We start from the raw sequence: 13,327 nt of genomic DNA on the forward strand, positions 1-13,327 counted from the left end.
TCAATCAACTTTTCAAATGTGGATTTTCAAGTGGTAAATCATGTTCCAGATGCTCATCAAAAATATCGGTGAGCATACTGTCATAACGCTTCACATTATATTGCAAGATTCGCTCAGCTTCAGTGCTAGTGATAAATCCAAGCTCGACGGCATTTGCAACACGCTCTTCAAACACTAAGCCTTTGAACTGATCTTTAGATTCGGCTTTTTTGAACTTATCCCATAACGGTTGCACTTCAAGCAGCATTTGGAAAGTCGACTCCATACGCCCCATCACATCATCTGCTTCGGTTGTGTAATAGACATGCTTCTTCAACTCTGCTCTAAACGGATTTTCACGCAGCAATAACTGTGCAACTTCTTGTTTGAGCTGATCAGATGGCTTATCAATTGGGCGACCAAATGGGAAACAAATCAATTTCACTAACCATGCTGCAATCTTCACAGGGAAGTTTTCGTAAAAACCATAAAAAGCTTCTTGTACATTGTAGAGCGCTTTATTTAATGCAAGCTCTGCATGTTTCTTTTCAGCATCAGTACGCAGACCATGCTCATAGAACTTTAAAATTGCAGTCGCAATAAATAAATGTGCATGAATATCTGCTAAACGCCCAGACAGCATCTCTTTACGTTTTAAATCACCAGCCAAAAGCCCAAGTGCCATATCCGCAGTTAAAGCAAAGTCTGCACTCAAACGATTAATCAAGGCATAGTAGGGTTTAGAAAAATCATCTGCTTGTTTCGACGCTTGATCTGAACCACCCGTAAAACCAAAAGCAACTGCTTTTGCTGCACGATTAAATGTATAAGCAAGGTGTTTGAATAATAAAGGATTGAACTGTTTCAAAGACGCTTGCTTATTTTCAGATTGTAGTAATTGTAACTCTTCAAATAGATAAGGATGACAACGCATTGAACCCTGACCGAAAATCATCAATGAGCGCGTTAAAATATTCGCACCCTCAACAGTGATTGCAACAGGAATCGATTGATAAGTTAATGCAAGGAAATTACGTGGCCCGAGTTGAATCGCACGACCACCCACGACATCCATACCATGATTAATGACTTTTCTCATAGTTTCAGTGGCATAGTATTTTGCCATTGCTGTCATTACCGCAGGCGTACCACCTTGATTCAAACCACAAGTGACTAAATATCTAAATGCTTCCAACATATAAGCATCACTTGCAATATCACTGGTCGCTTCTTGTACACCTTCAAAATGTCCGACAGATACTTTGAACTGCTGTCTTACACTCGCAAATGCACCGACTAGCAGATAACTCATCTCACCCGCAGCAGTCGCCAAGGCTGGTAATGAAATCCCACGACCAACACCCAGACACTCCATCAACATGCGCCAACCTTTACCCGCATTCTCCTGTCCACCAATAATCCAATCAATCGGAATGAAGACGTCATTACCTTCAACTGTACCATTCATGAACGGTGCGCCCGGATTATGTCGAGCGCCAATTTTGATACCTTCGTGGCTTGATGGAATCAATGCACAGGTAATACCATATTCATATTTACTTTTATCACCCAATAAGCCATCAGGATCATAAAGTTTGAACGCCAAACCAATCACCGTCGCGATAGGCGAAAGCGTAATCCAGCGTTTCGAGAAATTCATTTTTAAACCAAGGACTTCTTGACCTTGATAGTTCCCGTAACAGACTACGCCTGTATCAGGGATTGCCCCTGCATCCGAACCCGCTTCTGGGCTGGTTAAACCAAAGCACGGTATCTCCGTTCCATCTGCCAAACCCGGCAAATAGCGTTGCTTTTGTTCGGTTGTTCCATAGTGCAATAACAACTCACCTGGCCCTAATGAGTTCGGCACCATACAACTCACAGCAGCAGTTAAAGAACGTGATGCAATTTTGCTCATAATGCGACTTTGCGCAAAAGGCGTAAATTCTTTACCACCAAATGACTTTGGAATAATTAAGCCTAAAAAGCCGTTGTCTTTAATAAATTGCCAAACTTCTGGCGGTAAATCTTTATCTTGATGATGAATTTTCCATTCATCCAGCATTGAACACAGTTGTTGTACTTCGTTATCTAAAAAGGATTGTTCTTCTTCAGAAAGTTTTGGATAGGGATATTCATCAAACTTGTGCCAGTCTGGTGCCCCCATAAATAACTCTTTTTCCCACCAACTAGTACCCGCATCCAAAGCTTCCCTTTCAGTGCTACTCATGCTCGGCATGGCTTTGGATAACACATCAAACGCAGGTCGGCTAATCAGTGCTTCACGCAATGCAGGGATTAATAAAATCACACTCATTAAAATAATCGGCAGCCCGACTAATAAACTCCACGGCGTGATCAATACACTACATAAAATAGCGATAACGATGGAAACAATACTACCAATTGTTCGATTGAGTTCGAAATAAAATACAGCCCACAACATTACAAACTGAATCAACAAGCTAAGCAATATCAATAATAGAGTCATAGTTGCTCCTTTGCTTTCAACTTGAACTAAGGAAAATTAATTTATTTGAATTACTACACGTTTGAACTTAGAGGTGGATAAGTGAAAAAAGAGTGAATTTTGATTGTACAGTTTGTTTTTTTAATATTTGACTTAGCTACTAAATATTACACAACCCCATCGAGATGAAACTATATTTTATAATTCAGATACTCAATTTTTAATAGATAAAACAGATGTTTAATAAAATTATTTTAATATATATTAAAATTAATGATCACAGAAAGATTTGACGAGAATATCCCTCAAAAGGTTAATTTGTCGGAAAATGGTGGACAGAAACATTCCAAACTTTGATTTTAGAATGTTTCTACAATAATTAATAAAATGCCTAGGTATTAAAAATATCTTAATTCACAATCATATCTGTCCAACCGTGAAATGGATTCTCAAAATTCTGCCAAGTTTCTACGCCCAGCAACATTTCATTGTCATCCAACAAACAAGCATCAAATCGTTGTATTAGATCCTCTTGATCCATTTCCATACCGATTAAAACAATTTCTTGTCTCGCATCACCTGTCTGATCATTCCAATTTTTCTTAATCGCTTCTCGACTCTGTGGGTCTTCAGGCCAATGTTCGTCTGGCACGGCAGCCCACCAATAACCTGCGACACCATGCCGAGCCATTGCTCCAGCTTGAGACCAAGAACCTGCAAACTCAGGATCAGATGCTAACCAGAAAAATCCTTTTGAGCGGATTACCCCTTTCCATTCTGAGTTGATAAAATCAAAAAAACGCTGCGGATGAAAAGGTCTTCTTGCTCGATAGACAAAACTTTGGATTCCATATTCCTCTGTTTCAGGTGTATGTTCACCGCGTAATTCTTTGAGCCAGCCCGGCGCTTGGGCAGCCGCATTAAAATCAAATAAATTAGTATTTAAAACGCGATCTAAATTTACTTGGCCAAACTCGGAGACTTCTATTTTTGCCCGTGGATTCAATGAATGTAGTATTCCAAACAGCTTTTGTTTTTCATCTTCATTAATCAGATCAACTTTATTTAATATAATCACATCACAAAATTCGATTTGATCAATCAATAGATCAACAACATTTCTTTGATCCTCATCACCCAATGACTCACCACGCATTTGTAAACTATCGATTGAGCTATAGTCTTTTAAAAAGTTAAAGGCATCTACCACTGTCACCATAGTATCTAAGCGAGCGAACTCATTGAGTGAAACACCATTTTCATCTTCAAATGTAAATGTTTCAGCAACAGGCAATGGTTCTGAAATCCCTGTAGACTCAATCACCAGTTGATCAAAGCGCTGATCTTGCGCTAAACGGCGTACTTCAATCAAAAGATCCTCTCTTAAAGTACAGCAAATACAGCCATTGCTCATTTCTACCAGCTTTTCATCTGTTCGGGATAGCTCTGCTCCTCCATCTCTGACCAATGCCGCATCAATATTGACATCAGACATATCGTTGACGATTACCGCAATTTTTCTGCCTTCACGATTATTCAAAATATGGTTCAGTAAAGTCGTTTTACCTGCACCTAAAAAACCAGAAAGCACTGTTACTGGTAGTTTTTCGGGAGTGGCTAAAGAATGATTCATTGGCTTTCTCACTTTTTAACGGGATTAGATTTCATCTTGGTAAATCAATGCATCCACCAGCATCATTAAAATGGCTCATATTGATTGCTGAGCCATACACCGTTTTAAGCTGGCGATTGATACTGATGGTTTAAAGAATCTTTCATACAAGGAGATGAGGTGTAGCGATGATCTACACCCCACGTTCGATAACCTGCACTATCAATATGAATTTGACCTGACTCATACACGCCTAAGCCCATGCTTAGCGCTTCACCATGATCAAGCCAAAACTGGCATAACTTTTCTTTTATTTCTTGAATAGACTGTTGTTCTGCAATATCTGGATTTTCAGCACCAATACGAAAATCCAATGCAGCATTGAACACATGCTTTGATGAACCTGCTCCACCAGCACATTGATTTAATGCATAACTTCGATACACCGAAGTGACTGAAAAATCAGTCACGATCTTTCGATCAACCAACTGATGAAGAATATTTAACGTTGGAATGATGTTGTTCCAAAGTTCCTGTGGCGGAACTTCATATTCTGGATAGTTACATTTTTGCCAATCCCTCGCTGTCTGAAAAAATTCGGCATCAGAAATATATAAATTCAACCCTTGGCTTTTTAAGAAATGCTTATATTTATAGATTTGCTGTTGATGTAAAGGCGCATTTCTCCAAATTAAATAACTTGGTGAAACAGCTTTTTGGGTTTTATAAATCGTTTGTTGTTGAATGTCTGATCGCTGCAACTGCTGACTTGTACGCGTTTTTTGTGTCGAATAAACACTCGCTTGATGACAAGCGGATAAGCACAAACTCAGTCCAAAAATACAAACTCTATTCATTTTTACTCAGTTATACGTGAACAACGATTTTGACAAACAGCGAACTTGCCGATGCATATTGTTATGTTATAACATAACAATATGCATTACAACTTAAGCACTCTTTACAAATGAATCTTGCACTGCTCCCAGATATTTCCGCTGAATCGATACAACCAAAAGACCATAACCATGCTTTAGATTGGGTTGGCATGGAGAACATTGCATTGCCACTTTATATAGAACAGACCCAATGCCAAAGCCAAATAAATGCTTACGTCAGCTTGGACGATCCTTTAGCCAAAGGCATTCATATGTCTCGTTTATACACGCGCCTTTTAGAATTAAGCACGATTAATAACTTAAATTTACTAGATATTAAAATTGCTCTACAAGATTTTTTAGCGAGTCATACTGGATTATCAACGAATGCAAAAATTGAGATCAATAGTGAACTTTATATCGAACGCCCTGCGCTAATCAGTAAGTTATCAGGCTGGAAAAGCTACCCTTTTGTGTTGACCTGTCAACTAATCAAAGATCAATTTACCGCCGAGTTAACAGTTGAAATTCCTTATTCATCTACTTGCCCATGCTCTGCTGCACTATCACGCAATATTATTCAGCAACGCTTTAATTCAGCATTACAAAACCAAGAGATACAGCTAGATCAACAAGAAATTTTGAATTGGTTAAGCACCACTGATGCGATTGCTGCAACACCACACAGTCAAAGAAGTTTTGCCATTCTGAAATTTAAACTAAACCAAGAGATCAAGCATATTCCACTGATTTTATTTATTAATCAGGCGGAACAAGCCCTCATGACACCTGTTCAAACGGCGGTTAAACGCATCGATGAGCAAGCTTTTGCAATCGCTAATGGACAAAATCTAATGTTTTGTGAAGATGCTTTAAGACGTTTATACAGCACATTTATTCATCATCAATATATTAATGGCTTCAATTTCAAAGTCATTCATGCAGAAAGCTTACATGCGCATGATGCAGTTGCTCAAGGTTCATGGCAATGGTAGACGCATGTATTTTTAAACATATGGAACAGGGTTTCATAGGCCAACAATTTGATTTTGAAAATGTATTTTCTCAGATCAAATGGAATCAAGATGGGCTCATTCCTGCAATCACGCAAGATAGCACCAGCAAAGAAGTGCTGATGCTGGCTTGGGTTAATGCCGAAGCCCTAACAGAAACACTAACCCAGCAACAAGTTTGCTATTGGTCTCGTTCACGTCAATGTTTATGGCGTAAAGGCGAAAGTTCAGGACATCGGCAATTTTTGGTTGAAGCCAGACTCGATTGCGATGGTGACAGCATTTTTTTTCTGGTGCGTCAACATGGCCCTGCTTGTCATACCAATCGTCCAAGCTGTTTTTATCTCGGAATCGGCAATCATCAAATTACCATTCTTAGCGAATCAACACTTTAATTTAATGGATGTAGACTTTCTATGCTTCGTAAAAATCCTTCTGGACATCTTCCTGTTATAGATGAATCAGCCTATGTTGATCAAACTGCGATTATCTGCGGTAAAGTGATTATCCAAGCCAATGTTTTTATTGGTCCTTATGCCGTCATTCGAGCAGATGAAACAAATGAAAATGGTGAGATGGAACCCATCGTAATTGGCGCAAACTCTAATATCCAAGACGGTGTTGTGATTCATTCAAAAGCTGGTGCAGCCGTAATCATTGGCGAGAGCTCATCTATCGCGCACCGTTCTATTATTCATGGGCCTTGCAGTATTGGACATCATGTTTTTGTCGGTTTTAATAGTGTGTTATTCAACTGCAAAATTGGAAATCATAGTGCGATTCGACACAATGCTGTGGTAGATGGTCGTGATTTACCTGATCATTTTTATGTACCTGCCATGAGCTATATCAACCCTCAAACAGATTTAGCGCTTTATCCACCAATCGACATTTCCATCAGTGAGTTTTCTGAAAGTGTGGTTACGACCAATATTGAATTGGTCAAAGGCTACAAGGCACTGCACAATGAGTTTTAGAAATTCTCCAGACATTATCATTCGCAATGCCAATATCGTAAATGAAGGACAGCAACAAATCAGTGATGTGCTGATTCGTCATGGGCGTATTGAAAAAATTCAATCCAATATAACGGGTATTGTTCATGCAAAAAGTATTGAAGCTGATGGCAATTGGCTCATCCCTGGCATGATTGATGATCAAGTTCACTTTCGAGATCCTGGCTCACCGCAAAAAGGAAGTATTGCATCTGAGTCCTCTGCTGCGGTGATTGGTGGCATTACCAGTTATATGGATATGCCCAATACCAATCCAGCGACACTCGATCTAAAGACGTTGATGCACAAGAAGCAAATTGCAGCACAACATAGCATGGCAAATTATGCATTTCATTTTGGCGTGAGTGCGGATAATTTAGAGGTTGTGGAACGACTCGATCCAAAACTGGTGAGTGGCATAAAGGTGTTTATGGGCGCATCCACGGGCAACATGCTGGTGGATGATCCTACAATTTTGGAACGTTTATTTGCCAATGTCCCGACTATTTTACTCACTCATTGTGAATATACACCGCGCATCAAAGCCAGAGAAAAACTATTTTTAGAAAAATATGGAAGAAATATTCCAGCAGCAATGCATCCCAAAATTCGAGATAAATATGCTTGTTTTGAAAGCTCCAAACTTGCTGTTTCACTTGCAGAAAAGTATGGCACACAGTTACATGTCTTACATATTACGACTGCAAAAGAACTGTGTTTATTTAAAGACCTACCTTTAAACCGAAAACATATTACTGCTGAGGTATGTATTCATCATTTGAGCTTTGATGAATCAGATTATGCGGATCTTGGACATTTAATTAAATGTAATCCTGCAATAAAAACCCAACAGGACAAACAAGCACTGATTAATGCAATTGCTGAAAGCAATCGTTTGGACATTATAGGTACTGACCATGCTCCGCATACGTGGGATGAAAAGCAACAAAGCTATTTAGATGCACCCGCAGGCCTCCCCTCAGTGCAACATGCAATCCCCGCACTAATGGAATTGGTTGCAGATCAAAAACTAGATATCACAACAATGGTTCGAAAAACCTCTCATCAAGTCGCTGATCTATTTAAAATCAAAGATCGAGGCTATATTCGTGAAGGCTATTGGGCAGATTTAGTCTTCCTCAGAGAAAATACACAACAGCTCTCTGTTAAAGACCAACACAACTATATGCGCTGTAATTGGAGTCCTTTTGTAAATAAAACTTTCCGCTATAACGTAGATACAACAATCGTTTCAGGACAGTTGGCTTGGCATCAATCACAATTATTTTTAAATTGTCAGGGACAAGCTTTAGAAATAAATAGATGACCAAATAAGATCTTCGGAAAATCGAATCTTGCCCACAATATCTATTTATCATTCTTCGCAAGCATACTTTTGAGCACACCATCTTTAAATATGAAATGGTGTGCCAAAGCTGCGGCAGCATGTAAACCCACAAAGAAAATAAACATATTTCCCAGAAACTGATGAGCTTCGCCAACCAAATGATTTGAAGTTGTCAGCCGTGCTAAAGGAAGTTGCATCGAATATAAGTCGAATTGGGTAGTCATACTAGAAAGTGCCAACCAGCCCATCACGGGTACAACAAATAGAGATAAATATAAAACCAATCGAACCAACTTAAACAACTTTTCTTGATAGCGACTAATTATCTTGTTGTGTGGGAGTTGCTTTCTATAGCAGTATACGGTTGTAACTCTGGCAATCGAAATAGCGAATACCAATAAACCACTCATCACATGAACCTGTCCCCAAATCTTGTCGTGTAATGGATTGCCACTACTAAAATAAGCAATCAATACAAGGCATAATGTCAGCCAATGCAAGATGATGATTGGTTTGGGATAATTATTTTCCATGATTTCTTATCCTTGTTCTGCACTTTAGATAAAGTAAAATTTACATCTGATTTATTTAATGCAACGCTTTTGCTGCTTTAGGTTTAAAAATAATTAAACTTAAAATGATAAAAGTGAATAGCACAATTGAAGCACCTGCCCGACTTAAATCCAAACCACCTTGAGCGATTGGTTTATCCAGAAAATCACCTAAAACAGCACCTAATGGTCGAGTTAAAATAAATGCAGCCCAAAAAAGCATTGTTCTTGAAGCTTTTGTACCAAAATAAAGAATAATCAAAAATACAAGAAGACCACCAAAAATCAGCATTGCCCCTGTATAACCAAGTCCCTGAGTATCTGCTGTCCAATCTCCCAATGCTGTTCCGAGCGTTTGTGAAAACATAATGGTCAACCAATAAAATGCTTCATTTTTCGGAGATTGAATCGTATTGACTGCGATCGAACCGCAACTGAGATTCCAAATAAACAAAGATGCAGCAAGTGAAGCAGATAAAATGAGACTTCCGCCTAAATATCCAATACCCAAAGAACGATCAACAAAATCTGCAATAGTTGTTCCTAATGTGGTGGTGGCAATAATCGTTGCCCAATAAAAGAATGGATGATAACCCTTTGCTCTGATCTGAAAGACCACAAGCACGATGAAGAATACTGCGAAAATTGCTGTACTAATTAGATAACCTAGATTGAGTGACATTGAAAATGCATCGCCAGCGGTTTCACCTAAAGTCGTTGCAGCAATTTTTATGATCCAAAAGAGTAGTGTTACTTCTGGCACTTTACTGAGGATTTGCTCTGTATTTTTATCATTGATCATATTGTATTCCAATAAGAAAACAATCTAATTTGACCAAACAGAGCTGAATACAATCTTAAATCTGAGTAATAAAAAATGTACTCAGTTCTTAAAAACTCGGCACATTTATAAAATTAGCTATAGAACTTAAGCTACCTTGTTTAAAATATTATTGGCTCAAATAACGTACTTATCATTAGGCAAATTTTTTTATTTTCTCTTTACGGGATAAATATGGGTTACATTCTAAATTATCTAACCACTGCTTGATCAACTCAGATTTTAGATTTTCTTGTTCACAAAAATGCTGATAAATCTGTTCAGTTTTATACCCCTAACCGCGAAAAACATACCTCGTTACATAAAACTGGGTGCAGAAATGAGATACAACAAATAAAACTATAAGAACTTTATAGCTTAGGCTAAAAGTTCTTTCATAATTTTATAGAACAGCGAACAAGGATGAATAAAATGTTTGGCAAAATGATGCATCAGTCTTTGTTAATTAGTAACTTGATCGAGCATGCAGCAAAATATCATGCTGATACTTCAATTATTTCACGAGAAGTAAGTGGGCAAATCACCACAACCAATTGGCAGCAGGTTCAACAAAATACCAAACGCTTAGCAAATGCTTTTAAAACATTTAATTTGAATGAGGGTGATCGTCTAGCAACTATCGCATGGAATAACCATCGTCACTTAGAGTCTTGGTATGCCATTTCAGGTAGTGGTTTTGTCTGTCATACCATCAACCCCCGCCTGTTTCCTGAACAGTTGATTTTCATTATCAATGATGCTCAAGACAAAGCCATTTTCTTTGACACAACATTTTTACCATTAATTAATGCAATCAAAGACAAAGTTCCTACTGTTGAAAGATTTATTTGTCTCAGTGCTTTTGACGAAAAAGTTGCTGCAGCACTCCCTGAAGTTATTTTTTATGATGAGCTGATTCAGGATCAATCAACAACATTTGATTGGCCTCAGTTAGATGAAAACACTCCCAGCTCTTTATGTTATACATCAGGTACAACAGGTAATCCAAAAGGCGTGTTATACAGCCATCGCTCTACCTTACTTCATACCATGGCGATCTCGTTACCTGATTCTCTGAACTTATCGGCTAAAGATATTGTGATGCCTGTTGTTCCAATGTTCCATGTAAATGCGTGGGGAATTCCATATGCAACGGCGATGGTTGGTAGTTCGATTGTATTACCTGGTCCGAACTTAGATGGTGATAGCCTCGTTAACTTAATTGATGACTATAAAGTTACGGTAGCATTAGGTGTTCCTACAATTTGGCAAGGCCTGTTGGCCGCTGCAAAGAAAAAAGGTACACGTTTAGAAAGTATGGTTCGTAATGTTGTTGGTGGTGCTGCTTGTCCTCCATCAATTATTCGAGACTTTAAATATAATTATGATTGCGACACGATTCATGCTTGGGGTATGTCTGAAACTAGCCCACTTGGGACAGCGAACCAACCCAAAGCCAAACATTTTGCTTTAAATACTGAAGAGTTTGAACAATTACGTCTCACCCAAGGCCGCCCACCTTTTGGTATTGAATTACGTATTGTAGATGGCGACAGTACGATCCCTCTTGAAAATGATGGTCAAACACAAGGAAACCTACAAGTTCGTGGTCCATGGGTTGTTGATCACTACTTTAATCAAGAAAAAAGCTCTTTAACAGTCGATGGTTGGTTTGATACGGGCGATATTGCAACAATCAACTCAGACGGCTATATGACTATTTGTGATCGGGCAAAAGACCTCATCAAATCGGGTGGCGAATGGATTTCTTCGGTCGAAATAGAAAATATTGCTGTAGGTCATCCTGACATTCGTATGGCTGCTGCAATTGCAGCAAAACATCCAAAATGGGATGAACGACCTATTTTAATTGCAGTCAAACAAGAAAATGCATCAATAACGGAAGCAGATATACTTGCATACTTTGAAAATAAAATCGCTCGCTGGCAGATTCCAGATGCAGTCATCTTTGTCGATGCACTTCCAGTCAACGGAACAGGGAAAATTGTCAAAGCAGAGCTTCGTGCACAATACGGCGATACGCTTTTGCAAAATGATGCGGTGGTCTAAGACCACCTTTTAGGTAAATTGAAATGAAGAACAAGAAATGGTTCTTCATTTCTGCTGCTTAAAGCAACTAGGTGGAAGCATACTTGTTTGAAAAGCATGTAAAGAAATTAATGACGATATTTTTCATCTGAATTTATGATTATTCCAAGCACTTTTTTTTGCAAAAATTTCACATATTTTACCTCACCTCTATCTCGATCAGATTGATAAGAAACTCGATAAAATTATGCCTCAATTAGTACTACATGCTTTCATGCCAGCTTATTGAAAGGTCAACACAGCAAATATTTATGGGTTGATTCAACCACTTTACCTGCCCGTAAAAATAACGGATTCAACACCATAAGTCATTAGCCAAAATTGCATCACGTAGCAAAAGTGAGATTGGGCAGGTTTTATGGCTTTAAATTACATATCATGATGAAATAATTGGGTGAAATCGCTTGCTCTGCTTTATCTAATGGACATGTTTCTGACATAAAATGGTTGAACATTGAGTGGATGCTTTAGCGGCTTTGTTGCACAAAGGTTTGAACGGTAGATTCCCTAAGTGAGCTAAGTTTAAGTTGCAACTTGGTGAAATCAACCTTTAAAAGGTTTGTGCAACAAACTCTAAGAGAAAATTCTACTTTTACATCCTTTTAATTTTAGGAAGAATTACAAAATCTTTGTGCAATAAAGCTTCTTTATGTTATTATTCAACAAACAAATCCTAACCAAAATTAAAAAAATCAAATTAAATACATTTAATTTCAAAGATATAGAATGAAAAAATTAATATCCCTCACTAAAACTTTCAGAAAATTTTACTATTATTATTTAGTTAATTTTCTTTTATTAACTTCAAATTTTAAAAATATCGTTCTTTTTTCTTATTGGATCAGCTATTTAACCTTAGATTTGGCTTATAAGAAAAAATTATTCACTTCAATTAAGTCATCTAATTTATAAATTAAAACTTGCGTAAGTAAAGATATGATTACACTTGGTTTCAATGGTACATCTGCTTTGGGTGATCCCGACGGACATGATACATCAGCTGCGTTGGTAATTGACGGTAAAGTTATTGCAGCGGCTGAACAAGAAAGATTTGATCGTGTTAAACATAGCAATCTTTTTCCAATAGATGCTATCCGTTATTGCCTTAATGTAACAGGTATAAATCCAAATGAGATTGATGCCTTTTGTTTTTACTGGGATCCCGATTTACACTATCTCAACACTATCAAGGCAAATATGCCAGGATTAATCTTTGGACATCTGAGAGATGCTGAAAAAATTACACAAAAGCGTAATGCCTTTGCAATACTAGAAAATGAACTCGGCATAACACTCCCAGAAAATAAGCGTAGATTCGTTCCTCACCATTTATGTCACGCAGCAAGTGCCTTCTATACTAACCCTTGGGAACAAGCTGCTTATCTCACCATTGATGGTTTAGGCGAATTAAATTCCTGTACATACGGCATTGGTAATACCAATGGTTTACAACAATTACACGAAATTATGCAACCAACAAGTTTAGGTCTTTTTTATATGAGATTTACTAACATGCTTGGTTTTCGCGGCCTTGTTGCACGCTGTACGGTTG

11 protein-coding genes are annotated in these 13,327 nt (G+C 38.0%); 6 read left to right on the top strand and 5 right to left on the bottom strand.

The features are described from left to right. Nucleotides 1-4: 4 nt before the first annotated feature. From IO68_RS18385 to IO68_RS18395, 3 genes are all read right to left on the bottom strand, one after another. Complete coding sequence (locus IO68_RS18385; RefSeq protein ID WP_023012462.1) at nucleotides 5-2,470, bottom strand: acyl-CoA dehydrogenase; 2,466 nt, start codon at nucleotides 2,468-2,470, stop codon at nucleotides 5-7. 388 nt (nucleotides 2,471-2,858) lie between these two features. Further along, nucleotides 2,859-4,082, bottom strand: a complete 1,224-nt coding sequence (gene zigA, locus IO68_RS18390; protein WP_023012463.1) for a zinc metallochaperone GTPase ZigA — start codon at nucleotides 4,080-4,082, stop codon at nucleotides 2,859-2,861. 104 nt (nucleotides 4,083-4,186) lie between these two features. Then, nucleotides 4,187-4,918, bottom strand: a complete 732-nt coding sequence (locus IO68_RS18395) for a D-Ala-D-Ala carboxypeptidase family metallohydrolase (RefSeq protein WP_023012464.1) — start codon at nucleotides 4,916-4,918, stop codon at nucleotides 4,187-4,189. 110 nt (nucleotides 4,919-5,028) lie between these two features. On the opposite strand from IO68_RS18395, the gene folE2 reads away from it, so the two are divergent. The 4 genes from folE2 to IO68_RS18415 are packed head-to-tail and all read left to right on the top strand — an operon-like array spanning nucleotide 5,029 to nucleotide 8,274. Next, nucleotides 5,029-5,934 carry a GTP cyclohydrolase FolE2 gene (folE2, locus tag IO68_RS18400; RefSeq protein WP_023012465.1) on the top strand — a complete coding sequence of 302 codons (906 nt, stop codon included), beginning with the start codon at nucleotides 5,029-5,031 and terminating at the stop codon, nucleotides 5,932-5,934. Continuing rightward, nucleotides 5,928-6,347 carry a phosphoribosyl-AMP cyclohydrolase gene (gene hisI / locus IO68_RS18405; protein WP_023012466.1) on the top strand — a complete coding sequence of 140 codons (420 nt, stop codon included), beginning with the start codon at nucleotides 5,928-5,930 and terminating at the stop codon, nucleotides 6,345-6,347. The genes folE2 and hisI overlap by 7 nt, the downstream gene beginning before the upstream one ends. Nucleotides 6,348-6,368: 21 nt before the next feature. Then, nucleotides 6,369-6,929: a carbonate dehydratase gene (locus IO68_RS18410; RefSeq protein WP_023012467.1), complete on the top strand. Its 561-nt coding sequence runs from the start codon at nucleotides 6,369-6,371 to the stop codon at nucleotides 6,927-6,929. After that, entirely contained in the window at nucleotides 6,919-8,274 is a 1,356-nt protein-coding gene (locus tag IO68_RS18415) for a dihydroorotase (RefSeq protein WP_023012468.1), read from the top strand. Before IO68_RS18410 ends, IO68_RS18415 begins: the two co-directional genes overlap by 11 nt. A 41-nt stretch (nucleotides 8,275-8,315) precedes the next feature. Here the strand turns inward: IO68_RS18415 and IO68_RS18420 are convergent, their stop codons facing one another. Both IO68_RS18420 and IO68_RS18425 read right to left on the bottom strand, forming a co-directional pair. After that, nucleotides 8,316-8,828, bottom strand: coding sequence for a cytochrome b (locus IO68_RS18420; protein WP_023012469.1), 513 nt, complete (start codon nucleotides 8,826-8,828; stop codon nucleotides 8,316-8,318). Nucleotides 8,829-8,883: 55 nt separating this feature from the next. Beyond that, nucleotides 8,884-9,648 carry a membrane protein gene (locus IO68_RS18425; RefSeq protein ID WP_023012470.1) on the bottom strand — a complete coding sequence of 255 codons (765 nt, stop codon included), beginning with the start codon at nucleotides 9,646-9,648 and terminating at the stop codon, nucleotides 8,884-8,886. A 450-nt stretch (nucleotides 9,649-10,098) separates the two neighbouring features. Here IO68_RS18425 and IO68_RS18430 point away from each other — a divergent pair, with 450 nt between their 5' ends. Continuing rightward, nucleotides 10,099-11,736 carry a long-chain fatty acid--CoA ligase gene (locus tag IO68_RS18430; protein ID WP_023012471.1) on the top strand — a complete coding sequence of 546 codons (1,638 nt, stop codon included), beginning with the start codon at nucleotides 10,099-10,101 and terminating at the stop codon, nucleotides 11,734-11,736. A 975-nt stretch (nucleotides 11,737-12,711) separates the two neighbouring features. After that, the coding region (locus tag IO68_RS0116805; protein ID WP_031234645.1) for a carbamoyltransferase N-terminal domain-containing protein at nucleotides 12,712-13,327 on the top strand (616 nt) is incomplete at its 3' end.

This window comes from Acinetobacter sp. COS3, from assembly GCF_000475335.1.
Taxonomy (GTDB): domain Bacteria; phylum Pseudomonadota; class Gammaproteobacteria; order Pseudomonadales; family Moraxellaceae; genus Acinetobacter; species Acinetobacter venetianus.